At 64.8% G+C, this 24420-nt stretch carries 25 protein-coding genes; 18 read left to right on the top strand and 7 right to left on the bottom strand.

The annotated features are described in order from the left end of the window. The first annotated feature begins 50 nt into the window (after window positions 1–50). The 3 genes from PCK14_RS12970 (at window position 51) to hutU (ending at window position 4381) form a co-directional block, all read left to right on the top strand. The gene (locus PCK14_RS12970; protein WP_269938923.1) at window positions 51–1562 is read left to right on the top strand and encodes an AAA family ATPase; all 1512 of its coding nucleotides are present in this window, start codon (window positions 51–53) and stop codon (window positions 1560–1562) included. A 103-nt stretch (window positions 1563–1665) separates the two neighbouring features. After that, window positions 1666–2397, top strand: a complete 732-nt coding sequence (locus tag PCK14_RS12965; protein WP_269938922.1) for a hypothetical protein — start codon at window positions 1666–1668, stop codon at window positions 2395–2397. Window positions 2398–2701: 304 nt separating this feature from the next. Further along, entirely contained in the window at window positions 2702–4381 is a 1680-nt protein-coding gene (gene hutU, locus PCK14_RS12960; protein ID WP_269938921.1) for a urocanate hydratase, read from the top strand. Window positions 4382–4433: 52 nt separating this feature from the next. On the opposite strand, the gene PCK14_RS12955 is transcribed toward hutU, so the two are convergent. Genes PCK14_RS12955 through PCK14_RS12945 form a run of 3 tightly spaced genes read right to left on the bottom strand, consistent with a single transcriptional unit; the run spans window position 4434 to window position 6545 of the window. Then, the gene (locus tag PCK14_RS12955; RefSeq protein WP_269938920.1) at window positions 4434–5780 is read right to left on the bottom strand and encodes an MFS transporter; all 1347 of its coding nucleotides are present in this window, start codon (window positions 5778–5780) and stop codon (window positions 4434–4436) included. After that, the gene (locus PCK14_RS12950) at window positions 5725–6156 is read right to left on the bottom strand and encodes an arsenate-mycothiol transferase ArsC (RefSeq protein WP_333474358.1); all 432 of its coding nucleotides are present in this window, start codon (window positions 6154–6156) and stop codon (window positions 5725–5727) included. The genes PCK14_RS12955 and PCK14_RS12950 overlap by 56 nt, the downstream gene beginning before the upstream one ends. Continuing rightward, a complete protein-coding gene (locus PCK14_RS12945; RefSeq protein ID WP_269938919.1) occupies window positions 6153–6545 on the bottom strand; it encodes an ArsR/SmtB family transcription factor in 393 nt (130 codons plus the stop codon). Before PCK14_RS12945 ends, PCK14_RS12950 begins: the two co-directional genes overlap by 4 nt. A 115-nt stretch (window positions 6546–6660) precedes the next feature. Between PCK14_RS12945 and arsB the strand changes: the two genes are divergently transcribed. From arsB to PCK14_RS12930, 3 genes are read left to right on the top strand one after another with little or no spacing between them, the layout of a single operon-like run. After that, complete coding sequence (gene arsB, locus PCK14_RS12940) at window positions 6661–7761, top strand: ACR3 family arsenite efflux transporter (protein ID WP_269938918.1); 1101 nt, start codon at window positions 6661–6663, stop codon at window positions 7759–7761. Next, a complete protein-coding gene (locus PCK14_RS12935) occupies window positions 7758–8171 on the top strand; it encodes an arsenate reductase ArsC (RefSeq protein ID WP_269938917.1) in 414 nt (137 codons plus the stop codon). The genes arsB and PCK14_RS12935 overlap by 4 nt, the downstream gene beginning before the upstream one ends. 31 nt (window positions 8172–8202) lie before the next feature. After that, window positions 8203–9681, top strand: a complete 1479-nt coding sequence (locus tag PCK14_RS12930) for an FAD-dependent oxidoreductase (protein WP_269938916.1) — start codon at window positions 8203–8205, stop codon at window positions 9679–9681. Between the two features lie 82 nt (window positions 9682–9763). On the opposite strand, the gene PCK14_RS12925 is transcribed toward PCK14_RS12930, so the two are convergent. Both PCK14_RS12925 and PCK14_RS12920 read right to left on the bottom strand, forming a co-directional pair. After that, window positions 9764–10552, bottom strand: coding sequence for a GNAT family N-acetyltransferase (locus PCK14_RS12925; protein WP_269938915.1), 789 nt, complete (start codon window positions 10550–10552; stop codon window positions 9764–9766). A gap of 64 nt (window positions 10553–10616) precedes the next feature. After that, complete coding sequence (locus tag PCK14_RS12920) at window positions 10617–10982, bottom strand: hypothetical protein (protein ID WP_269938914.1); 366 nt, start codon at window positions 10980–10982, stop codon at window positions 10617–10619. Window positions 10983–11039: 57 nt separating this feature from the next. Here PCK14_RS12920 and PCK14_RS12915 point away from each other — a divergent pair, with 57 nt between their 5' ends. The 8 genes from PCK14_RS12915 to PCK14_RS12880 all read left to right on the top strand — a co-directional run bounded on the left by PCK14_RS12915 (window position 11040) and on the right by PCK14_RS12880 (window position 19667). Beyond that, window positions 11040–11834, top strand: a complete 795-nt coding sequence (locus PCK14_RS12915) for an alpha/beta fold hydrolase (RefSeq protein ID WP_269938913.1) — start codon at window positions 11040–11042, stop codon at window positions 11832–11834. 56 nt (window positions 11835–11890) lie between these two features. Continuing rightward, on the top strand, window positions 11891–12907 hold the full coding sequence (gene thiL, locus PCK14_RS12910; protein ID WP_269938912.1) for a thiamine-phosphate kinase: 1017 nt from the start codon (window positions 11891–11893) through the stop codon (window positions 12905–12907). Window positions 12908–12947: 40 nt separating this feature from the next. Next, complete coding sequence (locus PCK14_RS12905) at window positions 12948–13886, top strand: DAK2 domain-containing protein (RefSeq protein WP_269938911.1); 939 nt, start codon at window positions 12948–12950, stop codon at window positions 13884–13886. After that, complete coding sequence (locus PCK14_RS12900; RefSeq protein WP_269938910.1) at window positions 13873–16134, top strand: ATP-dependent DNA helicase RecG; 2262 nt, start codon at window positions 13873–13875, stop codon at window positions 16132–16134. Before PCK14_RS12905 ends, PCK14_RS12900 begins: the two co-directional genes overlap by 14 nt. Before the next feature lie 33 nt (window positions 16135–16167). Continuing rightward, on the top strand, window positions 16168–16746 hold the full coding sequence (gene rsmD / locus PCK14_RS12895; RefSeq protein ID WP_269938909.1) for a 16S rRNA (guanine(966)-N(2))-methyltransferase RsmD: 579 nt from the start codon (window positions 16168–16170) through the stop codon (window positions 16744–16746). Between the two features lie 174 nt (window positions 16747–16920). Next, the gene (locus PCK14_RS12890) at window positions 16921–18333 is read left to right on the top strand and encodes a flotillin family protein (protein WP_269938908.1); all 1413 of its coding nucleotides are present in this window, start codon (window positions 16921–16923) and stop codon (window positions 18331–18333) included. Continuing rightward, entirely contained in the window at window positions 18326–18595 is a 270-nt protein-coding gene (locus PCK14_RS12885; protein ID WP_269938907.1) for a hypothetical protein, read from the top strand. Before PCK14_RS12890 ends, PCK14_RS12885 begins: the two co-directional genes overlap by 8 nt. A gap of 73 nt (window positions 18596–18668) precedes the next feature. After that, window positions 18669–19667 (top strand): Gfo/Idh/MocA family protein, encoded by a 999-nt coding sequence (locus tag PCK14_RS12880; RefSeq protein ID WP_269938906.1) that lies wholly within the window; start codon window positions 18669–18671, stop codon window positions 19665–19667. A 15-nt stretch (window positions 19668–19682) separates the two neighbouring features. Here PCK14_RS12880 and PCK14_RS12875 read toward each other — a convergent pair whose 3' ends face one another. Together PCK14_RS12875 and PCK14_RS12870 are read right to left on the bottom strand one after the other, a co-directional pair. Further along, window positions 19683–20456, bottom strand: a complete 774-nt coding sequence (locus PCK14_RS12875; protein ID WP_269938905.1) for a spermidine synthase — start codon at window positions 20454–20456, stop codon at window positions 19683–19685. After that, window positions 20456–21652, bottom strand: a complete 1197-nt coding sequence (locus PCK14_RS12870) for an aminotransferase class I/II-fold pyridoxal phosphate-dependent enzyme (RefSeq protein ID WP_269938904.1) — start codon at window positions 21650–21652, stop codon at window positions 20456–20458. Before PCK14_RS12870 ends, PCK14_RS12875 begins: the two co-directional genes overlap by 1 nt. A 186-nt stretch (window positions 21653–21838) precedes the next feature. Between PCK14_RS12870 and coaD the strand changes: the two genes are divergently transcribed. From coaD to rnc, 4 genes are all read left to right on the top strand, one after another. Beyond that, a complete protein-coding gene (gene coaD, locus PCK14_RS12865; protein ID WP_269938903.1) occupies window positions 21839–22354 on the top strand; it encodes a pantetheine-phosphate adenylyltransferase in 516 nt (171 codons plus the stop codon). A gap of 433 nt (window positions 22355–22787) precedes the next feature. Further along, window positions 22788–23267: a YceD family protein gene (locus PCK14_RS12860; RefSeq protein ID WP_269938962.1), complete on the top strand. Its 480-nt coding sequence runs from the start codon at window positions 22788–22790 to the stop codon at window positions 23265–23267. A gap of 58 nt (window positions 23268–23325) precedes the next feature. Beyond that, complete coding sequence (gene rpmF / locus PCK14_RS12855) at window positions 23326–23529, top strand: 50S ribosomal protein L32 (protein WP_269938902.1); 204 nt, start codon at window positions 23326–23328, stop codon at window positions 23527–23529. A gap of 58 nt (window positions 23530–23587) precedes the next feature. After that, window positions 23588–24418, top strand: coding sequence for a ribonuclease III (rnc, locus tag PCK14_RS12850; protein ID WP_269938901.1), 831 nt, complete (start codon window positions 23588–23590; stop codon window positions 24416–24418). Window positions 24419–24420 lie beyond the last annotated feature (2 nt).

Raw genomic sequence — 24420 nt, 5'->3', positions numbered from 1 at the left:
AGCCACGAATGTCAGCCGTCATAGCGAGTGAGACCCGGAGTTGAGAAGAAATGAAATTTGTAGTTAGGGAAATCAATGCCAGAACAAATTGGCCACAAGCATATCCGGAGATACATCTTATCAAAAACAATTGGGATGACTACGCATTCAAGACTACATTCACTGCAATAGTCAAACTCTCTCAAACCGAGGAAATAGAACTAGGAGCTGTCAAGATCCTAGACTACAATTATCCAGTTGATTCCGCCCGAACTATACTGCCGGAAACGTTTCGGCAATTGCCGAGCAATTATTGCTCACTGGGCGATGGGTTGGATTTCTATGAGAAACTCAGTGAGATTCCCGAATCAATACGCTCAGAATTTCTGCAACGGATGAACGATGCCGCATTTTCCGACGAAATCAAGAAAAGATTCAAGGACCGTCCAGGATTCGAAACGTCATTACTCAGATCGCCGTCCGCAACAGCGGCTTTATCTTACGCAAAATATCTCATGAACGATATTGATTTTGTGCAAGGGTCTCTTGCTTTAACATATACGGCGATTGACGGGGCAAATCTGAATCTAGAGTACAAAACCGACAGTGTGTTGGATGGCAGAATAAACGCTGTGATTGGCTACAATGGTGTTGGCAAGACCAGGCTATTGGCCGATATTGCCCATGTTTCGACTTCCGACGGATTCTCCTCAGATTCATCGCTAGCTTGGAAATTCGGAAGATTCTCAGACACAGATCATAGATTCCCTAGAACAGTTGCAGTTTCATATAGCGCATTTGATTCATTCGATGTACCGCCAGCGAGGGCCCCGATCGCATGGAAATCGAAGGAAGAAACCCGGTTCGGATACTACTACTCAGGTCTTAGAAAGTTTAACCCCACTTCCGACAATGATTCTTCAGCTGTCCTGAAATCAGTAGATGAAAGATTCGAAGAGCTTAAAGAACTCGTGAAATCCATAGGAGGCACTGAAAAGCTCACGCAACTAACCCGTGCCGCTAATATCCTATTTGCCGAGCCGTCGTTTCGTCGATTGGGTATTGCGCTAGAGTTCTACTCCGAGTCATGGGGTGAAGAATTTCTGCGATTGAGTAGCGGGCATCAGATAAGTATTTCAATACTTATCCATCTCTCAGCTTCTTTGCAGGTTGGATCGCTCGTGCTATTGGACGAGCCTGAGACGCATCTTCATCCCACCTTGATCGCGGCCCTGATGAAGGCGCTCCAGGCATTGCTATCAGACGCAAAGTCCTACGCGCTTATCGCAACACATTCACCCATTGTATTGCAGGAAATCCCCGCTCAGCAAATTCATATCGTTCGATGGGCTGGCGGAAATCGTGAATTTGTAAGACCATCAAGAGAAACGTTCGGCGAAGATTTGGGTGTTTTAACGGAAGATGTTTTCAATCTAAATGCAGATGATTCAACATTTGTGGGAAAACTTGAGCAAATATCAAAGAGTCTTTCACCAAAGGAAATCCGTGATTTATTTCCGTTGGGTGTCAGTAGTCAGGCGCTGGCAATTCTGATGCAGAACGGTGTCGATTTCGGTGCCTAGTGGGCTTGCTGTGATCCACGCAGATTCATTTGGATACCTTCAATCTCACTATTCTCTGCTGGATTCATTGGATCAAGCGAAAGTCAATATACTTCTTAACAGTGTGGGTATCAAGTATTCCGAGTATGACCGCCTCGGAGCCACTGCTTCGTCCTTACAGCCTATTGATTTGTCAGACGAGCAAAAGAAGGTCTTTTGGGCTTTTTATTCCAATCTCGATTCGGGCAAGGCGTTATTCCCTGACCTGAGGGGTGACCTTTTGCTTCGCGTTGAGTGCCCGTATTGCGACATGGACGACTGCATAGAAATTGATCATTTTTTGCCGAAAAATCGTTGGCCTGAATTTTCAATTCATCTTTCCAATTTGATTCCATCTTGCCATCGTTGCAATCATTTCAAGAGTGCTCGATACGGAAAAGATGGCACCGCACTATATTTGCATCCCTATTTTAGCAATTTTAACCATTCTCAGTATTTGACCGCGAAATGCGTTATCGAGAAATCTGGATCCATTAGTTTTCATTTTGATCTAGAATTTGATAATTCAATAGATGAGGATGCGACGACTTGTATAAAAGTCATGTTTGAGCATTTTCATCTCCTGGAGAGGTATGGCAAACGTGCGGCCTCACATATCAATAGGCAAAATAGGATGCTGAAAGTGGTCTTTTCGAATGGCGGCTTTTCTGCAGTTTCGGATTACTTGAGATTTCTTGCCGATTCGATCGTCTCCGTCAGTTCGGTGAACAATTGGGAGGCGGTGCTGCTGAATGCACTCTCTGGAGACCAAGAATTCTGTAGCTTGGAGCATCTCTCGGCCAGTCTGGGGAAATAGTTGCGGTTTTCTTGGCCGTCATCTCGGACTTTATTCAATATGCATCGACTTTTGGTTTTCCTTTGGGAGAAATTCTCCGTGGCATGTGAAGTGTCATGTCGTGCATCGCAGTCAATAGCCGTGCGAGCGGTGCCAGCGCTCGGGCTTGCCTCCAGCCGGCGCACCCCACGTCCGGATTGTCTTGGATCACAGACAGCCCAAATCGCGAACCCCTAGGAATGGCTGCCCGCCGGGGCTTTGATGGATACATAGGCAAACGAGCCGGGCGATCCCGCCTCAACGTACCCACAGCTAAGGACCCCTCATGGCAACGATGCATGACCCCTCCCGCACCATCCGCGCAGCCCGCGGCACCGACCTCGCCGCGAAGTCGTGGCAGACCGAGGCGCCCCTGCGCATGCTCATGAACAACCTTGACCCCGAGGTTGCCGAGCGCCCCGAGGACCTGGTTGTCTACGGCGGCACCGGCCGCGCAGCCCGCTCGTGGGAGGCCTACGATGCCATTGTTGCCACGCTCAAGACGCTCGACGACGACGAGACCCTCCTGGTGCAGTCCGGCAAGCCCGTGGGTGTCTTCCGCACCAACGTGTGGGCACCGCGCGTGCTGTTGGCCAACTCCAACCTGGTGGGCGACTGGGCCACCTGGCCCGAATTCCGCAAGCTCGAGGCTGAGGGCCTGATGATGTACGGCCAGATGACGGCCGGCTCCTGGATCTACATCGGCACCCAGGGCATTCTGCAGGGCACCTTCGAGACCTTCGCCGCCATTGGCGAGAAGCGCTTCGGCGGCACCCTGGCCGGCACCCTGACCCTGACCGGCGGCTGCGGCGGCATGGGCGGCGCACAGCCGCTGGCCGTCACCCTCAACGGCGGCGCCTGCCTCATCGTCGACGTTTCCGCCGAGCGCCTGCAGCGCCGCGTGGGCAAGCGCTACCTGGACGAGCTGGCCCCCGACCTGGACACCGCCCTGGCCCGCGTCCTCGAGGCCAAGGCCTCCAAGACCCCGCTCTCCGTGGGTGTCGTCGGCAACGCCGCCGAGGTGTTCCCGGAAATCCTGCGCCGCCACAAGGCCGGCGAGTTCACCGTTGACATTGTCACCGACCAGACCAGCGCGCACGATCCCCTCTCCTACTTGCCCACCGAATTCTCGGTCGACCAGTGGGTGGCCGAGTCCGAGGCCGACCCCGAGGGCTTCACCAAGAAGTCACAGAACGCGATGGCCCGCCACGTCCAGGCCATGGTGGAATTCCAGGACGCCGGCTCCGAGGTGTTCGACTACGGCAACTCCATTCGCGACGAGGCCCGCAAGGGCGGCTATGACCGCGCGTTCGAATTCCCCGGCTTTGTCCCGGCCTACATTCGCCCGCTGTTCTGCGAAGGCCTTGGCCCGTTCCGCTGGGTCGCCCTCTCCGGCGACCCCGAGGACATCCGCGTCACCGACGAAGCCCTGAAGGAACTCTTCCCCGAGAACGAGCACCTGCACCGCTGGCTTGACGCCGCCCAGGAACACGTTGAATTCGAAGGCCTCCCGGCACGCATCTGCTGGCTCGGCTACGGCGAACGCGCCAAGGCCGGCGTGCTGTTCAACCAGCTCGTTGCCGACGGCAAGGTCAAGGCTCCCATCGTCATTGGCCGCGACCACCTCGACTCCGGCTCCGTTGCCTCGCCGTACCGCGAAACCGAGTCCATGAAGGACGGCTCCGACGCCATCGCCGACTGGCCGCTGCTGAACGCCATGCTCAACACCGCCTCGGGCGCCACCTGGGTTTCCCTGCACCACGGCGGCGGCGTCGGCATCGGCCGCTCCATCCACGCCGGCCAAGTCTCCGTCGCCGATGGCACCCCGTTGGCAGCCGAGAAGCTGCAGCGTCTGCTGACCAACGACCCCGGCATGGGCGTCATCCGCCACGCCGACGCCGGCTATGACCGTGCGCTCGACGTCGCCGCCGAGCGCGGCGTGCGCATCCCCATGCAGGAGCAGTAGGCCCCCCAGTTACACAAGAACGACGCCGATACGGCCTTGCGCTGGTGAATTGTCACCGGCGCAAGGCCGTATCGGCGTCATTTTTCATTCCGGGCCCAAGCGCCGCAGGCCTGTGGCCTCGGCGCTGGAGAAGCAGCAGCCAGACGGCCAGGCCGAATGCGAGAAGCGACGCCAGCCCCAGGACCACCAGCGTGTCGCTGGGGCCCAGCTTGTGGATGAGCAGCGAGCCCACGATGGGTGCGGCCGCCTGGCCCAGAAGCGACGGCAAACCGATGCGCCCCATGATGCGCGCATAGTTCTCCCGGCCAAAAATTGCCAAGGGAACGGTGCCGTTGGCAATCGATGTCAGCCCGATGCCGATTCCGTAGACGATCACCAGAACCGCAGGCGCCAAGATTCCCGCACCCAGAAACGTGATGCCCAAGGCCATGGCCAGGGTTGCCGCCAGCATGGTCCACAGCGGGTGGTGCCTGCGGCCGATGAGCAGCTCGATCAACCGGGCGCCCACCTGCGACGGTCCAATGGTTGAGGCAAGCACCACGGCGGCCGCCCCGGCAATGCCGATGCCCGCCAGCAGCGAGAACATGTGGACCGACATCAACGCGGCAATTGACGTGCACAGCGTGGAGATTACGGCGACCAACGCGATGACGGGCCATCGGGGTGCAGCGGGCCGTGCAGCGCCGACGCCGATGGAGCCGGGCCGGACCGCCGTAGACGTTGCATGCGGCGTTGCATCAGGAGCCGGCGCCTCCGGCTTCCGGGGGACCGTCAGGGCATAGAGGGGCGCGGTGATCAGCAGGTGCGCTGCGGCGTAGATGAAGGCGGTTCCCCGCCAGCCCAACTCATTGACCAGCAAGGAGCTCAGTGGCCAGCAAATGGTGCTGGCGAATCCGCCGAACAGCGTCAACATGGTGATGGTGGACCGTGCCGACACCCCGTACGTGTGGCCCAGCACCGCGAATGCCCCGCTGTAGAGGCCGCCGCTCATGCCGAGGCCCAGGATTGCCCACGCGCCCAGGTAGACCCACTGGTTGGGGGCGAGCGCCAGCGTTGCCAGTCCAAGTGCCAAAAGAAGGGCGCACGTGACCAGGACGGCCCGTCCGCGGTTGCCGGCCACGAGGGATCCGACCCGCGGCGAGCCCAAGCCGGCGATCACAAGCGCCACCGACACGCCGGACACCACCAGGGAATTGGTCCAGCCGGTGTCCGTCGCGATTGGGCCCGCGAGCACGGCCAGCAGGTAGTACGTGGACCCCCACGAGAGGATTTGCCCCACGCCGAGGCCGGTGACCACATAGCCACGCTTTACGGCGAACCTTTGCGGGAGCGGCACAGTCAGCTCAGCCGGCGGCCAGCAGGCGCTGCTTGAGGTCTTTGACGCGTGCGTGGATGTCATCGCGGACCAGCTCCATGCGGGCCCGTCCCTCGATGCCACGCAGGCTGGGTTCGTCTGTTTCCCACACTTCCACCGTGACGCCGTCGACGGCGGGAACGTGCGCCTCGGTGCCCAGCACCACCACGTGGCCGGCGGCCCGCATGGCGTCCTTCGTCAGCAACTTGGTTTTCTCGTCCCTGATGTCCACGCCCAGATCCAGCAGGACCTCGGCGGACAAGGCGTTGACGGCCTTTCCTGGGTGGGTGCCTGCGGAGGTGACTGTGATGTCCGCGCCGGCTTCAAGGTTCATGAGCCCGGCGGCCATCTGGGACTTGCCGCCATTTTTGATGCAGACAAACAAGAAGGCCGGGCGCGTTGCCCGTGGTTCGGCGTTCACGGCTTCACCTCCGGCAACAGGGTGGCAGCCAGGGATTCGAGCGCGCCGGGCACCAGGGAGTAGTAGGCCCACACGCCCCGTTTTTCCCTGGTGAGCATCCCTGCCTCCACCAGGATCTTTAGGTGGTGCGAAACCGTGGGTTGGCCAAGGTCCAGTGGCTCGGTGATGTCGCAGACACAGGTCTCGGCCTCGGGGCTGGAGGAGACAATTGAAAGAATCCGCAGCCGGTTGGGGTCGGCAATTGCCTTGAAGCGGGCTGCGAGCGCCGTGGCATCACCGGGCTGCAGGATGTCCGCGCCCTTTGCCGGAACGCAGCAGCCGTCACCCGTGTTCGTGGCGCATGCTTCGTCCACCTGGACGCCGCCGTCTGTTGCGAGCTGTGTGGTCATTGCCTTTGCACGCCTCTCCATCGACTCCCCCACGGGAGATTGACAATCTTCAATATATTCAACCATACTCGAAACATCGAAAGTCGTCGATGTATGAACTGGGAGAACACTCGCCGTGACCACCACCACCGCCGCATCTGCGGATACGGGCCAACTGACAGCCAAGCTGTCCACCCTGGACCGATACCTGGCCCTCTGGATCCTGGCCGCCATGGCGCTTGGCCTGGGGCTGGGCGCCCTTGTCCCGCAATTGGGCGAGGTGGTGGGAGCCATCCAGGTGGCAGGAGTGTCGCTGCCCATCGCCGTGGGACTTTTGGTCATGATGTACCCGGTCCTGGCCAAGGTCCGCTACAACGAGACCGGCAACGTGCTCCGCGACAGGAAGTTGATGGTCACCTCCCTGGTGATCAACTGGTTGCTGGCGCCGGCATTCATGTTTGTGCTGGCGTGGATCTTCCTGGCGGACCTCCCGGAGTACCGGACAGGGCTCATTATTGTGGGGCTGGCACGCTGCATCGCCATGGTGTTCATCTGGAACGACCTTGCCTGCGGCGACCGTGAGGCTGCGGCAGTGCTGGTGGCAGTCAACTCGGTCTTCCAGGTGGTCGCCTTCGGTACGCTGGGCTGGTTCTACTTGCAACTGCTGCCGTCATGGCTGGGACTGCCTACCACCAGTGCCGACTTCTCCTTCTGGGCCATCACGCTCTCAGTGCTGGTGTTCCTGGGCGTCCCGCTGCTGGCCGGATACCTGAGCCGCACGCTGGGGGAGAGGGCCAGGGGCCGTGACTGGTACGAGGGCTCATTCCTTCCCCGGATCGGGCCGTGGGCGCTGTACGGGTTGCTGTTCACCATTGTTCTGCTGTTCGCGCTGCAGGGTGACGCCATCCTGGCCCAGCCGCTCTCCGTGGTGCGCATTGCCCTGCCCCTGCTGGTCTACTTCGTGGTGGTGTTTGGCGCGTCCATGGTGATTGGCTGGACCCTGAAGATGGGCTACGCCCGCACCACGACGCTGGCGTTCACCGCCGCCGGCAACAACTTTGAGCTCGCCATTGCCGTGTCCATTGCAACCTTCGGCGTCACCAGTGGCCAGGCGCTGGCCGGCGTGGTGGGCCCGCTCATCGAGGTGCCCGTCCTGGTTGCCCTGGTCTATGTGGCCCTGTGGTCCCGCAAGTTCTTCACCCGCCCTGCCCTCCCCAATCGAAAGGCCTCCGCATGAGCAACCCCAAGCCCTCCGTCCTGTTCGTCTGTGTCCACAACGCCGGGCGCTCGCAAATGGCAGCCGCCTTCCTGGGCAACCTCTCGGCCGGACAGATCGAAGTCCGCTCCGCCGGATCCGCCCCCGCCGACTCCGTGAACCCCGCTGCCGTGGCCGCCATGGCGGAGGTGGGCATCGACATGTCAGCCGAGGTCCCGAAGATCCTCACGACGGCGGCCGTCCAGGAATCCGACGTCGTCATCACCATGGGCTGCGGCGACACCTGCCCGATCTTCCCCGGCAAGCGCTACGAGGACTGGGAACTGGCGGATCCGGCCGGCCAGGGCGTGGAGGCTGTACGGCCCATCCGCGACGAGATCCGTGCCCGCATCGAAACGCTCATCTCCGAACTGCTGCCAGGCGCCGCGTAACACTTCCATCCACACCAGGAGCTGCAACACCATGAATTCCCAACACCCCGTAATCATCATCGGCGCCGGACCCATTGGCCTGGCAGCCGCCGCCCAGCTCATCGAGCGAGGGCAGGACGTCCGCATCCTCGAAGCAGGCGACAGTGCCGGCGCCGCCATGGGCGAGTGGGGCCACATCAAGCTGTTCTCCACGTGGCGCTACAACATCGACGCCGCGGCCCGCCGCCTGCTGGAGACCCGTGTTCCCGGGTACGACGGCGGCTGGCAGGCACCGCGCGAAACCCGCCTGCCCACGGGTGCAGAAATGGTCGATGAGTACCTTGAGCCGCTCGCTGCCCACCCTGCGCTCGCAGGCAGGATCAGCTACGGCCACCACGTCACCAATGTCAGCCGAATCGACGAAGACGGGGCCGGGGTGGACAAGACCCGCACCGCTGGGCGAGGCGAGTCGTTGTTCCTGGTGCGGGCCGACACCGCCGCGGGTCCCCGGGACATGGTTGCCCGGGCCGTCATCGACGCCTCGGGAACGTGGAACACCCCCAACCCCGTGGGCCGCTCAGGCATCGAGGCCATCGGTGAGTCCGAGGCCCGGGCAGCCGGTGTGGTTACCTCACCCCTGCCCGATGTCCTGGGCGCCGAACGCGAGCGCTTTGCCGGGAAGACCGTCTTGGTGCTTGGCGCCGGGCACTCGGCCGCAAACACCCTGATCAGCCTGGGCCGGCTGCGCCAGCAGGAACCTGGCACAACCGTGCTGTGGGGACTACGCGGCACTGCCAACCCGGTCCGGTTGTATGGCGGAGGTGCCGCGGACGAGCTCCCGGCCCGCGGGCAACTGGGCTCCAGCCTGCGCCGGCTCGTGGAAAACGGCGACATCACGATTGTCGAAAACGTTGCCGTTGCCTCCATGGAACAGGGCGAGCAGCTGCTGTTGAACCTTGCCGACGGGCGCAGCCTGGCCGCAGATCTCGTGGTGCCGGCAACGGGCTTCCGCCCCGACCTGGCGCCCCTGGCCGAACTGCGCCTGGGCCTGGACCCCGACGTTGAGGCACCGCGGGCACTGGGGCCATTGATCGACCCCGAGTTCCACAGTTGCGGAACAGTGGAGGCCCACGGCGAACGCGTCCTGGCCCACCCGGAACAAGGTTTCTACATTGTGGGCATGAAGAGCTACGGCCGTGCACCCACGTTCTTGATGGCCACGGGCTACGAGCAGGTTCGCTCCATCGCAGCGGCGTTGGCCGGGGACCGCGCGGCGGCAGATGCTGTTGAGCTGGAGCTGCCCGAAACCGGTGTCTGTTCCACCGACCTTGCCGGTTCCTGCGACGCCCCGGCTGCAGCCCCGGCCTCTGCGGCAGGCGGCTGCGGCGCGGAGCCCGAACCCACCGGCTGCGGTGCGGAGCCTGCTCCCGTTGCAGAGTCCGGCTGCTGCGGCACCCCGGAACCGGTGACCATCGGCTTCGCCACGGGCACCCTCCACGGTTTCAAGGAATTGGCAACAGAGGGGTCCTAGTCCGTGACGTCGCATTCGTTGCCCACCTGAGGCGATGTGGAGGGCAACGAATGCGACGTCACGGCCAGGCCGGCGTAGTGGTTTAGCGGCGCCAGAAGTACGGGACGGTGGTGGAGACCTTCAGCAGGCCCGAGCGTTCCAGGATCGGGCGTGAAAATTCGGACGAATCGCTGTGGACCAGCGTCTTGCCCTGGGCCATGGCGGAGCGGGCCCGGGCGGCGGTCAGGGCGCGGTAGATGCCGCGGCCCCGGAAGGCCTCCAGAGTGGCGCCGCCCCAGATGCCGGCAAAGTCGGAGTCCGGGACGGGTTCGAGCCGTCCGCAACTGACCATTTGTCCGTCAATCTCGGCCACCCAGAGTTCCATGCCGTCGTTGCGGGCAAGCCTGGCGATCAGGGCATCGGCCTGGCGCATGTCGACTGCCTCGCCGAAGGCTTCATCGGCCATGGCGCTCATGGCCCGCACATCGGCGTCGGAGGTGACCTTTCTCAGCACCACGCCGTCGGGCTCGGGAACATCGGCGCACAGGCCCTCCAACGGTCCCACCATGATGGATTCGGCCTCCTCAGCGGAAAAGCCGTGCGCCACCAGGGCCTCCGGCAGACCGGGGGAGTCGTCGTGCAGGCGGACCTTCCACTCAACCTTTTCGATCCCGGGATCGGCCCGGTAGTGCTCCAGGGCGCCGGACACCAGGGCTGGCATGTCCGCGGCCTGGGCGCCGCCCAGGTCCCGGTAGGTGATGAAGCCGAGCCCGCCGGCAAACGTGGCCAGGCGCAGGGGACCCAGCAGTGTCACGCTGAGCGCACTGGGCGTTTCAGCCTCGGTGCGGAGTTGTTCGTCGTAGGCCTGCAGGTAGCGCTCTTTGATAGTCATTGGGTTCAGCCTGTCAGGCACGGACGCCCGGGGCAAGTGACCCGCGCCACCGTCGCCGCTGTGTTCAGCGCAGCGGCAGTTCGGTCCACTCCACCCTGCCCATTGAGAGCGGCTCAAGTACTTGTTCAAAGAAAGTGTCGACGCCGTGTTCCAGGGACTCGGCCACGTCCTGCCCGCCGGAGGTGAACACCATAGACGCCGATCCGCCGCCCCGGGCCACCACCTCCACGCTCCAGCCGCCCCAGAAGTAGTGGCCGGTGTCGGGGTCGAGACTGAGCCCTGCCAGCCACCCGTCCAGCAGCGGCCCAAGCTGTGACTCGTCTGCGCCGCTGAGCTCCATTTCCAGGCTTGCCGCCTTCTCCAGCAGGGGGTTGTCAGGCCCCCACACCCAGCTGTGGTTCATGGTGTAGCGGCGCGGTGAACTCGTCATGCTGGGAGACTAGCACCGCCGCGGGCGCCCGGCAGGCCGCAGGCGTAGCCTGTTTGCATGGAATCCGCTGTCAGGAGGCTGGAGCTGGGGACCGGTATCACCGTCCCGTGCCTCGAGGTGGGCGACCCCGGTGCTCCGCCACTGTTGCTGCTGCACGCGTGGGGTGAGTCCGGCCGCAGCTTTGACCGCCTGGTGCCCCTGTTGCGCGGTTTCCGCATCCTTGCGCCGGACCTGCGCGGGCAGGGCGGGGCAGACAAGCCCGACGGCGGATATTCGCTGGCCGGGCAGGCCGAAGACGCCGCAGCCATCCTTTCCGCCCTCGGCGTGCCGCGCGCCTTTGTCCTGGGTTCCTCCAGCGGCGGCTATGTGGCGCAGCAGCTGGCCGTCATGCACCCCGGGATGGTGGCGGGACTTGTCCTGGTCGGTGCACCGCAGACCCTCAACGGCAGGCCCGGCATGGCGGCAGAAGTCGAGGCCCTGGCCGACCCCATTTCGGAGGACTGGGTCAGGGCATCGCTCGCCTGGTTTCCCTTGCTGCACCACATCCCGCAGTGGTTTCTCGAGGACCGGGTGCGGGACGGGACCGCCATGCCGGCGCACGCCTGGAAAAACATCATGGCCGGGCTGTGTGCCGCCATCCCGCCCACGGAGGCGGGGTCCATCGGGGCGCCCACCCTGGTCCTTTGGGGCGGCGCGGACAACGTCCTACCGCGCTCGCAGCAGGACGCCCTGCTGGAGAAGCTCGACGGCGCAGTGCTGAAGGTCTACGACGGCGTGGGGCACCTGGTCCTCTGGGAATGCCCGGACCGGGTGGCCGCGGACACCGTGGCGTTCCTGCGCGCTCTCGCCTGATGCAGTCCAGGCCGCCCGGCACCAGCAATGTCGCACGCCTCCGCTACGGTTGAAGCATGACCCTCACCGTGGCCCAACTCTCCGAATCCGAGCTCCTGGCACGGATTTTCCCGCGCCTGAACGCCGGCACCACCACACTCCTGGGCCCCGGGGACGACGCCGCCATCATCGCCGCACCCGACTCCCGCACCGTCATCTCGATCGACACCCAGGTGCAGGACCGCGACTTCCGCCTTCTCTGGCCCAACGGCACCGCATCCTCCGGCCATGACGTGGGCTGGAAGGCAGCCGCACAGAACCTCAGCGACATCAATGCCATGGGCGCCGTCGCCACCGCCATGGTTGTCAGCCTCACCCTGCCGGGCACGACGCCGGTGCGCTGGGTTGAGGAGTTCGCCGAGGGCCTGAGCGCGGCAACAGTTGCGCTCGGTGCGCCCCAGTGCTCGATCGCCGGCGGGGACCTGTCCGGCGGCAGTGAAATTGTTGTCACGGTGGCCGTCACCGGTTCCCTCGAGGGCCTGGACCCCGTGCTGCGCAGCGGCGCCCGCGTGGGCGACCAGGTGGCTGTCTGCGGGAACGTTGGGGTTTCTGCCGCCGGCTGGGCCGTGCAGGAGAGCTCCATTGTCCCCGCTGCACAGACCCCCGCCATGGCCGCCGCCGCGGCACTGTTCGCACGGCCCGAGCCGCCGCTGGCTGCCGGGCCCGCCGCAGCCAAGGCCGGCGCAACATCCATGATGGACATTTCCGACGGCCTGCTGCGCGACGCCACCCGCATTGCCGGGGCCAGCGGTGCGGGCCTTGACCTGGACGGCGCGGTCCTGGCGGGGCTGGCTGCCAAGCTGGGGGACACCGCCGCGGCGCTGGGCAAAAATCCGCTGGAATGGGTGCTCACAGGCGGGGAGGACCACGGCCTGTTATCCACATTCCCGGCGGGCGCAACACTCCCGGAAGGCTTCATTGGGATAGGCTCAGTAGTGTCCCCGGAAGCAGGCCGCGAGCCCGTGACGGTGGATGGACAGAACGTAAAAGGTGCCCTCGAGGGCGCCCTGGGATGGGATCACTTTGCAGTCTAAGATCACCGCAACTGCACCCGTGGTTCGCCGTTGGCTGGCCATGGCCGAACAAACACTGGCCAACCACAGCGACCGCCTCAATGCCATCAACATCTACCCGGTGGCAGACGCGGACACGGGCACCAACCTGTACCTGACGGTCCGCGCGGCCGCCCACGCAGTGGCCGAATCCGACCCCACCGACGTGGGCGCCACCCTGTCCATTGCCGGCCGGGCCGCCATGGAGCAGGCCCGCGGAAATTCCGGCACCCTCGTGGCCGTGGCCGTCGCCGCCATGGCCGAACCCCTGCTCGGCGCCCAGCGCCTCAACGGCCCCTTGCTGGCTGCCGCACTGCACCGTGCCCAGCTGCGGGCCTGGAGCGCGCTGAGCGAGCCCATGCCCGGCACCATCCTCTCCGTGCTCGAGGCGGCAGCCCGCGGCGCCGCGTCCGTGGAGTCCAATCTGCACGGGGATGAATCCAACCTGGCCCTGGCCGAGACCATTGACGGCGCCGTCGCCGCGGCCCGCGAGGCCGTGGTGCTGACCGAATCCCAGCTGGGCGTCCTGACCGACGCGCACGTGGTGGATGCCGGCGGCGTGGGCCTGCTGCTCATCCTGGACTGCCTGCGCTCCGTCATCCTGGGCGACCCCATGCAGGAGGACCTGTTGGACGGGCTCTCCGGCTACAAGGTCCAGGACCCCAACATTGCCCTGGACATGCCCGAGCAGGAAGGTGTCGAAGTCATGTGCTCCATCACCCTCACCCCGCTCGCGGCCGCCGGGCTGCGCCTGGAGCTGGACAGCCTGGGGGATTCGGTCATCATGAGCGCTGTCTCCGAGCAGGCAGACGCCATGGGCGCCTACCCGTGGCGCCTCCACGTCCATGTGCCCACGGCCGCCGTGGCATTGGATGCGATCCAGGCTGTGGGTGATCCCAGCAACGTGAGCATTTCGGCCCTGACCGCACACGCAGCAGAGGACGCCCATGACCTCCTCTAGCAACCCCGCGCCCGGGCCGGCACAGCCTTACCACGCGCTGGACCAGGATCTGTCGCGGCTGGTGGGCAAGTCCTCGGCCACGAAGGTGGCCAAGGCACTGGAAATTACCACTGTGGGGGGCATGATCCACCAGTTCCCCCGCCGCTACATTCCCCGCGGCGAGCTGACGGACCTGGACCAGCTGGAGGTGGGCGAGGACGTCACCATCCTGGCCCGCGTGGTGAAGCTGAGCACCCGCCAAATGCAGCGGCGCGCCGGCAGCATCAGCGACGTGGTCATCACGGACAATTCCGGCCGCCCCAGTTCCCTGGTCATCAGCTTCTTCAACGGCTTCCAGGCAAGGCGGGATCTCCAGCCGGGCGTCCTGGCCATGTTTTCCGGGAAGGTGGGCTCCTTCCAGGACCACAAGGTGCTGACCAACCCCGGCTATTCCCTGATGCCCGACGACGAGTTCGCCGAGCTTGAGGTGGAGATCCAGGCATCCAAGCCGGTTCCCGTCTACCCGGCAACGGCCAACTTCCCCAGCTGGCACAGCCAGAAGCTGATCCACATGCTGCTGCCCGTCCTGGACCTGGCCCAGATGCCCGACCCCGTGCCGGCGGCCATCGCCAAGCGGGAACGTCTCATGGCATTGTCCGAGGCCTACGAGGAGATCCACCAGCCCTCGACCATGGACACGTGGCCGCGCGCCCGCAAGCGCTTCCGCTTTCAGGAGGCACTTGCACTACAGACGGCCCTGGCCCAGAAACGCTACGAGTCCATGCAGCAGGACGCCACGGGCCGCGCCCCCGTGCAGGGCGGCCTGCTGGACGCTTTCGACGCCCAGCTGCCCTACACCCTGACCGCCGGGCAGGAGCAGATCGGCACACTGGTGGCCGCCGAGATTGCCGGCGCGCACCCCATGCACCGCCTGCTCCAGGGCGAGGTGGGCTCCGGCAAGACGGTCATAGCCCTGCGCGCCATGCTCCAGGTGGTCGACGCCGGCGGGCAGGCAGCCTTCCTGGCCCCCACCGAGGTCCTTGCGCAGCAGCACCTCCAGTCCATCTCGGCCCTGCTAGGCCCGCTGGGCCAGGGCACCATGCTGGGCGGCCCGCACGCCACGGCCGTCACCCTCCTGACCGGGTCCATGCCAGTTGCCGCGCGCAAGAAGGCCATGCTGGCGGCGGCCTCCGGCGAGGCCGGCATCGTTATTGGCACGCACGCGCTTTTATCGGAGAATGTGCAGTTTGCCGACCTGGGCCTGATCGTGGTGGACGAGCAGCACCGCTTTGGCGTGGAGCAGCGCGATGCCCTGCGCGCCAAGGCCCTCAAGCCCCCGCACCTGCTGGTCATGACGGCCACGCCCATCCCGCGCACCGTGGCCATGACGGTTTTTGGCGACCTGGAAGTGTCCGAGCTGACCGAGCTTCCTGCTGGCCGCACACCCATCGTGACCCATGTGGCCCCGCTGGCGGAGCACCCCTCGTGGGAGCCGCGGGTCTGGGCACGCACCCGTGAAGAAGTGGACTCCGGGCGCCAGGTCTACGTGGTCTGCCCCAAGATCGGCGACGACGAGGGGGGCTCTCAGCTGGAGGCTGGCGCCTTGTTCGAACCCCTGGAGAAATTCGGTTCCACAGCCGGCGGGGAACCGCGCGCCATGGCCGGGGTGCTCGAGGTGGCCCAGTACCTGCAGGGCCATCCGGCGCTTGCCGGGAAACGCGTTGAGTTCCTGCACGGGCGCATGGACTCGGCGCAAAAGCAGGCCACCATGGCCGACTTCGCCGCGGGCGAGATCGACGTCCTGGTGGCCACCACGGTCATCGAGGTGGGCGTGGACGTGCACAATGCCTCGCTCATGGTCATCATGGATTCTGACCGCTTCGGCATGTCCCAGCTGCACCAGCTGCGCGGACGCGTGGGCCGTGGCGGCAACCAGGGCACTTGCCTGCTGGTGACGGGGCTGGAACCGGGGCACCCCAGCCGCAAGCGCCTGGAAGCAGTCGCCGCCACGAATGACGGCTTTGCCCTCGCCAGGGACGACCTTGACATGCGGCGCGAGGGCGACATCCTCGGCGCCCGGCAGTCGGGCGGAAACAGCGGCCTGCGCATGCTCAGCGTGCTGCGGGACGAGGCACTCATTGAACGGGCCAGGGCCGACGCCACGGCTATTGTTGATGCGGACCCGCAGCTGCTGCTGCATCCGGCCCTCAAGATGGAAATTGACATGTACGTGACAGAAAAGAATGAGGCATTCCTTGAACGTGGCTAGAAACTCCGCAGCACATGAAGCGGGGGCCCGGGCATGAGCCGGATCATTGCCGGGGCCGCCGGCGGCAGCCCGCTGGTCTCCGTGCCGGGCGACGGCACCCGCCCCACCACGGACCGGGTCAAGGAAGCCTTGTTCTCACGCCTTGAATCCATGAACATGCTGGCCGGAACCAGGGTCCTTGACCTGTACGCCGGTTCCGGCTCGCTCGGGGTGGAAAGCGCCAGCCGCGGCGCCAAGTCCGTGGAGCTCGTGGAGTTCAACGACAAGGCAGCCGCCGTGTGCCAGCGCAACGCTGAGCTGGTCAACAAGACTGTTGGCTCCAAGGTGGTCACGGTGCAGCGCTCCCGCGTGGAGACGTTCCTGGCCCGGGTGGCCGACGCCGGCGTGGACCAGTGGGACCTGGTCTTCATGGACCCGCCCTACCCGTTGACCGAAACAGAACTGTCGCTGGTCCTTGACCTGCTTGCGCCGCGGCTTAGCCCCTACGCCGTGGTGGTGGTGGAACGCTCCTCCCGCACGCCGGAGCCAACATGGCCGGCCGGCCTGGACCGCTTTGCCGAGAAGAAGTACGGCGAAACACGCCTGTGGTTCGCCGAGCCCTCGGGACAGTAGCCGCAGGATTCACAGGCCATGCGGGGAAAAGGCGAGTATTTTTGAACTTGGGCCCCTCATGGAACGGTGCCTGCCATGGTTTGGCCCGCAACTTCATACACAGGCCGTTGAGATTGTCCCCGGAGGGGAGAGGTCCACCGCTGCGACCGATCCACTTTTGGAAGGACTCCGGTCATGCAATACCTTCTCCCGTTCATACCGTTGCTTGTTGTGATTGTTGCCGTGGCCATCGCCGTCCTGGTGGTCCGCGGCGCTGTGAAATTGATGTGGCAGGTGGCCGAACCCAACGAGGCCCTCATCATCTCCGGGTTTACCCGCGGCAGTGCCGGCACAACCGACGGCATGGACTTCAAGATCGTCACCGGCAAGGGCGCCTTTGTCATCCCCGGCCTGCAGACCGTCAGGACCTTGTCGCTGACCCTGAACGAAACCGAGCTCCAGGTCAACTGCGTCACCTCCCAGGGCATCCAGGTGGTGGTGCAGGGCGTTGTCATCTTCAAGATCGGCGATTCCACGCCGTTCATTGCCAACGCCGCCCGCCGCTTCCTTGGCCAGCAGCCCAAAATGGAAAGCCAGGTCTACAACGTCTTTGAGGGGCACCTGCGCTCCATCATTGGCAGCATGACCATGGAGGAAATCATCAGGGAGCGCGACAAGCTGGCATCCCAGGTGTGCAGCGCCAGCGGCGTTGAAATGGAGAAGCTGGGGCTGGTGGTCGATTCCCTCCAGATCAAGGACCTTGAGGACCCCACCGGGTACATCCAAAACCTGGCCAAGCCGCACATTGCCCAGGTCCAGATGGAGGCCAGGATCGCCGAGGCCACCCGAAACAGGGAGGCCTCCGAAAAGGAGGCCGAGGCCGCGTCCCTGATTGCCGACGCCCAAAGCATTTCCGCGATCAAGCAGTCCGCCGCCCAGGCGAACGCCGAAACAGCCAGGGCCAATGCAGCCCAGGCCGGCCCGCTGGCCGACGCCACGGCACGCCAGCAGGTGGTGGTCCAGGAAACCGAGGTGGCCAAGCTGGAGGCGGACAGGGAGGAGCAGAAGCTCCAAACCTCCGTCCGCAAGCCTGCCGACGCCAAGGCCTACGCACAACGCACCGAGGCGGAGGCGCAGAAGGCCGCCGACATCAGCGCAGCCGAGGCGCGGGCCCGCAAGACCGAGCTGGAGGCGCAGGCCAACGCGACCGCGGCCGCAGCCACGGCGGGAGCCACCCGGGTCACGGGCGAGGCCGAGGCGGCGGCAACGAAAGCGCGCGGGGAGGCAACAGCGTCGTCCATCAAGGCCAGGGCACTGGCCGAGGCCGACGGCATCAAGGCCCGCGCGGAGGCCCTCGGCGCCAACCAGGAAGCCGTCATCTCCCAGCAGCTGGCCGAAAACATGCCTGCCATCGTGGCAGCGGCCGCCGAACCTTTTGCCCACGTGGGCCAGCTGACGGTCCTCAACGGCGGCGAAGGCATCAACAACATGGTGGGCGGCATCCTGTCCCAGGTGGGCAACTACCTGCCCGCCCTGACAGCCGCGCTCCGGGACGGGCACGCCGCCAACGCGAAGCCGGCACCGGCGAAGGAGCCGCCGCATGCGTAGGGACCTGGACAGGAGCCTGACGGGGAAGATCGGCCGGGTCACGGGGGAGGTCGGTCCGGGCACCCTGGGCGAGGTGATGCTGGAGGTCAGGGGCGGAACGGCCGCCTACCTGGCCCGCCCCTACGACGGCAGCAGCGTGTTTGCCGTGGGCGGGCGGGTGCTTGTCATGTACCTGGACCCGCCGCAGACGGTCTATGTTGAGGCGCTGCCAGATTTCCTGTCGCATTCCCGGGGCGGGGACGGCGGCGGGGCGCTGCCGTAACGCTTGCCGCCCGGGGGTGCGCCCACAGTAGGGTTGGGTTGATTCCCCAGTTCCCTGCCCCGAAGGATGTTTTGTGACCCAGCTGCGAGTAGGCCTCATCGGCGCCGGTGGCATTGCCGGCGTACACATCACCGGCTGGCAGCAGCTGGGCGCCCAGGTCAGCGTGTACTCGCGCTCCGGCGCAGCCCACCTGGTGCAGAAATACGGTGTTGCCGAGGCGGCCACCCTCCAGGAGCTGCTGGAGGCATCCGACGTCATCTGCATCCTCACGCCCACCACCACGCATCACGGCTATGCCATGGCCGCGATCGCCGCCGGCAAGGACATTGTCTGCGAGAAGCCGCTGGCCGAGAACGCGGCGCGTGCGGCGGACATCGCCAAGGCGGCGGCCGACGCCGGTGTGCGGCTCTTTCCCGCCCACGTGGTCCGCTTCTTCCCCGAATACCTTGCGGCCCACCATGCACTCGAGACTAGTGCAGCCCCGGCCGTGCTGCGGCTCAGCCGCGCCAGCGCGGCGCCCGCGGCAGGATCCTGGTTCTTTGACGAAACCGTGGGCGGCGGGATCATCCGCGACCAGATGATCCACGACATCGACCAGGCCCGCTGGCTCGCCGGCGAGGTGCTGCGGGTCCACGCCGTGCAGGACCCGCCCACCGTGGATGGCGTGGTGCCGCGCCCCGTCAGCGCCACGGTGGTCCTGACGCATGAAAACGGTGCCGTGAGCCGGCTGTCGGGGGAGTGGGGCCCGGATGGCAAGCCCTTCAGCACCAGCATTGGCATCGAGGCCGCGGATGGCATGTCGCTGTATTCATGGCCGGAGGTGGCCGCAGCGGACCCTGCCGGGGAGAACGCGCCGGGCGACTACCTGCCCGCGCAGACGCCCGCGAGTAGCCCCTACACCCTGCAGCTTGCCGAGTTTGCCGCGGCCAGGGCGTCGGGGGAGGCATCCCGCGTCACCCCGCACGACGGCGTCATGGCCGTTGCGCTGGCTGAGGCGGCCTACGCCTCCATCGCCCTGGGTGAGCCGGTGGAGTTCTCCAGCGCCGATGTGCTGGCCCTGCTTGACGCCTAGGATTCCCGTGGGGCGTCACCCCGTGAGGTCGTCCAGCTCCACTCCTGTCAGCACGGTTGCCGGGTGCGGCCCGGCCGCCACGAGGGCCTGAGCCCAGCCGGCCGGCCACGCACCGTCCGTGCCCAGCAGGATGATGTTGCCCGGGTAGCGGCGGCTGAAAAGCATGCTTGTGCCATATGCCGCCACGCTGCCCATGGCCTCCTGCATGGCAGCCGTCTGGCTCCGGACCAGGGTGAAGCCGGGCTCGTCACCCACGTTGACGGCCAGGAGCCCGCCCGGCGCCAGCACTGCCGCGGCCTCGCGGTAGAAGTCCGCGCAGGCCAGGTGGGCCGGCGCCTCGGGGCCGCTGAAAATGTCCAGGATGACGACGTCGAACTTCAGTTCCGCCGGCAGCCCGGCCAGTTCCTCCCGGGCGTCGCCCACATGGCTGGTCAACTCGCTCCCCTCAGGCAGGGGAAGCTGTTCCAGCACAAAGTCCAGCAGTTCGCGTTCCAGTTCCACGGCATGCTGGACGGAGCCGGGGCGGGTGGCCTGGATGTACCGGGCCAGGGTCAGCGCGCCGGCGCCCAGGTGCAGGGCCGTGACAGGCTCACCGGGCGGCTTGAGCAGGTCAATGGCGTTGGCTATGCGGCGCAGGTATTCATAAAACACCTCCTGGGGCTTGGCAAGGTTCACGTGGGACTGCTCGGCACCGTCAATGCTCAGCACAAAGGCGTCGGGGTGCCACGGGTCGGGCTCCACGGTTGCATGGACTCCGCTGGTGCGCAGGAAGCGGCTGGGGTTGGCCATCAGATCCTGTCCTTCAAGGTGGCCAGGCGTTCGGCTGCCTGCTCCAGCAGCGGGACCTGCTTGCAGAAGGCAAAGCGCAGCAGCGAGCGGGTGCGCCGGGCCCCCTCGGGGTGGCAGAACACGGGGACCGGGATGGCCGCCACGCCGATCAGTTCGGGCAGCTTGCGGGCCAGGGCCGTGGCGTCGGTGATGCCCAGCGCGGAGGTGTCCGCGTTGATGAAGTAGGTGCCCTGCGGCAGGTAGACGTCCAGGCCGGCCGCGCGCAACCCGTCGGCCAGGATGTCCCGCTTGTGGGCCAGCGTTGCTGCAGCATCGGTGAAGAAGCTGTCCTCCATGCGCAGGCCCGCGGCGATCGCGCCCTGGAACGGGGTGCCGGAGGAGTAGCTCAGGAACTGCTTGACGGTGCGCGCCGCAGCAACCAGTTCCGCGGGCCCGGACAGCCAGCCGATCTTCCAGCCCGTGAAGGAAAACGTCTTGCCGGCGGAGGAAATGGTGAGCGTCCGGTCGGCGGCGCCGGGCAGCGTGGCCACGGGTATGTGCCGGGGACCAAACGTGAGGTGCTCATAGACCTCGTCGGTGAGGATGACGGCGTCGTACTTGATGGCCAGGCGGACCACCTCGGCCAACACCTTTTCCGGGAACATGGCGCCCGTGGGGTTGTGCGGGTTGTTCAGGATGACCATCTTGGTGCGCGGGCTGAAGCTGTCCTCCAGCGTGGTCAGGTCCGGCATGAAGTCGGGGGCCAGGAGCGCGGCGGTGGTGTGCCTTGCGCCGGAGAGGCCAATCATGGCGCCGTAGGAATCGTAGAACGGCTCAAAGGTCAGCACCTCGTCCCCGGGTCCGGTCAGGGCCAGCACGGCGGCGGCAATTGCTTCGGTGGCGCCCGTGGTGATGATGACCTCGGTTTCCGGATCCAGCGTGAGGCCGTAGAAGCGCTGCTGGTGCTCGGCCACTGCCTGGCGGAGGTCCAGGATGCCCTTGCCCGGTGCGTACTGGTTGTTGCCGGCGGCAATGGCCTGCTGTGCGAGGCGGCTGAGCTCGGCAGGGCCGTCCTCGTCGGGGAAGCCCTGGCCCAGGTTGATGGCCTGGTGGTGGTTTGCCAGGGTAGTGATTTCCTCGAAAATGGTCACGCCGAGGGAGCCGTCCGGGCCCAACAGGTTGGCGCCTTGCGCGGTCCGGTGCCAGGGCGTGCTCATGGGTGCTCCTTTTTGTAGTGCGGGTACCCGGGCAACGTTACCGGCCATGGGCAGCCAAGCCCTAGCGGGCCCCTGGCCGGCCCCGTGTCATGCCACGCGCCAGCTACTGGCCGGTAGTTCAAAGAAGGCGTCCAAAACGGGCAAATGCAGTGGAACCGGGGCCTTCAGTGGGCTACATTCGTGGGTATGCGACGCGCCGTTTGCCCCGGATCCTTTGACCCCATCCACAAGGGCCACATTGAAGTGATTGCCCGAGCGGCGGGACTCTTTGACGAGGTCATTGTGGCGGTCTCCACAAACTACGCCAAGAAGTACCGGTTCTCGCTCAACGAGCGGCTCGAGATGGCCGCCAACACCTTCTCCGCTTTGTCCGGAATTGTTGTTGAGCCCATGGGGGAGGGGCTGCTCTCGGAGTACTGCCATGCCCGCGGGGTGTCGGCCATTGTCAAGGGGCTCCGTTCCTCCTCCGACTTCGACTACGAACTGCCCATGGCCACCATGAACCGGCAGCTCTCCGGGGTGGAGACCGTGTTCCTGCCCGGCGACAGCCGCTACCTGCACCTCTCCTCGACCCTGATCAAGGAAGTCCACACCCTGGGCGGGGACGTGGCCGACTTTGTGCCGCGCGCCGTGCTGCGCCGGCTGCAGGGTGATGTTGGCCCGGACACCCGGCCCGTGACAGTCGTCCCGCCGCGGAAATAGCTGTCAACCACACCTGCGCTTGGGCCTTTTTGCCATCCGCCCTGCGCGCAACCCGGGTGCAAGTACTGCGCATAAGTGTTCCTGCGCACCACCTGAGCCGGGTGTGGCGCATAGGTGCGCCAGGCGGGCCGTCGTGGGACGAAAACCGGCGTGTCCGGCGTCGAACATCAACACAAAGAGCAGCTGAGAGTTACATCACGCCCGGCACGCGCCAATGGGGTCGCCGCGGGGCAGGCAATTGTCGTAGACTGGATGAGGCCAATTTGGTCCGGCACCGCACGTTTTGATGCCCGCAAGCTTTCGGGCTAAGATGGTGCGTCGGTCATATGTTCTTACAGGAGTTCTCATTAGCGAAACCACGTTGGGCAACAAGTCCAACCATGGCACGCCCCTCACCGTTGGTGTCAGGGAGCTCGGGCGCAGCCCGGGCAGCATGTGGAAGTTCGAAGAGCATGTACCTGTGCCGGAAGATTTTGGCACTCCGCTCATTGGCGTGACGCCCGGATCCATTTTGGATGTGGAACTCCGTTTTGAGGCCGTTCATGAAGGAATTCTGGTTTCGGGCAATGTGCTTGTCGATGTGACAGGCCAGTGCTCCCGATGCCTGGAGACCTTCGAGGATGACCTTGAAGTCAATGTGCAAGAACTTTTCTTCTACGAGCAGCCGTCCGCGGACATGCTTGCGGAAGACGAAGATGAGCAACGTTGGGTCGAGCACGATTCTATCGATCTTGAACCGGTGTTGCGGGACGCAGTGGTAACCGCCCTGCCGTTCCAGCCGGTGTGCCGGGAAGACTGTGAGGGTCTGTGTTCCGAATGCGGAATACACCTTGCAGATGAGCCGGGGCACCATCACGAGGTCGTTGATCCTCGATGGGCTGCCCTACAGGGCTTTGCCGGCGAAGAAAACTAGCAAAAAGTTTTACTTACGGACACTCAGTTCGTAAGTTATCGAGAGAAAAGAGTTTGCCGTGGCTGTTCCCAAGCGGAAGATGTCCCGTGCCAATACGCGTGCACGCCGTTCCCAGTGGAAGGCCACCGCGCCTGCTCTGGTCAAGACCATCGAAAACGGCCAGGTTGTCTACAGCCTGCCGCACCAGGCCAAGGTCGTCACCGACGCTGCCGGCACCGCGCTGTTCCTTGAATACAAGGGCCGCAAGGTAGCCGACGTCTAAGACGTCCGCAGGGGCCAACAGGTCTTTGTCGAATTGTTTAATATTTAGCAGGAGTGCCATGTCCGCAGAACTTCCCTCACCGAAGCTCACGGACGGACAGATCCTGCTCATGAAGCGTCTCGGTGTCACTATTGATGCCGGGACGCTTCGTCTTGCCCTGACACACCGTTCCTACGCGTACGAAAACGGTGGCATCCCCACCAACGAGCGCCTCGAATTCCTGGGCGACTCCATCCTGGGCTTCTCCGTCACCGACGCCCTCTACCGCGACAACCCCTCGCTTCCCGAGGGTGAGCTGGCCAAGCGCCGCTCCGCCGTGGTCTCCACCCGCGCCCTCGCCTCGATTGCCCGCGGGCTCGGTGTGGGCGAATTCATCTACCTGGGCCAGGGGGAGCGCCTCACCAAGGGCCGCAACAAAGACTCCATCCTGGCCGACACCATGGAAGCCCTCTTCGGCGCAACCTACCTCACCCACGGCATCGAGACAGCCCGCCAGCTGGTCATGCGCCTGGTTGGCCCTCTGCTTGCCGATTCCGCCGTCCTCGGCGCCGGCACTGACTGGAAAACAAACATCCAGGAAATTGCCTCAGTGCGCAGCCTCGGCACCATTGCCTACGACATCACCGGCACCGGCCCCGACCACAACCGGACATTCTCAGCCGTCCTGCTGATCGGCGGCACGGAGTACGGTACCGGTACGGGCCCCTCCAAGAAGGAAGCCGAGCGCTCGGCAGCGTCAGCCGGCTGGCAGGAACTGCAGAAGCGCTTTGGCGAGAACCCGTTCGCACAGACCTCCGCCGCCGGCAAGCACGACGCCGGTGCCCCCTCCGCGGGCACCCCGGCCCCCGCCGCTTCCGCACCCGCCGCACCCGCCGCCTCCGCCGAGTAGCC

The organism is Arthrobacter sp. HY1533 (genome assembly GCF_027568515.1).
GTDB lineage: Bacteria > Actinomycetota > Actinomycetes > Actinomycetales > Micrococcaceae > Specibacter.
Note: the sequence above shows the minus strand (reverse complement) of the source record. Positions and strands in the feature narration are given on the sequence as shown.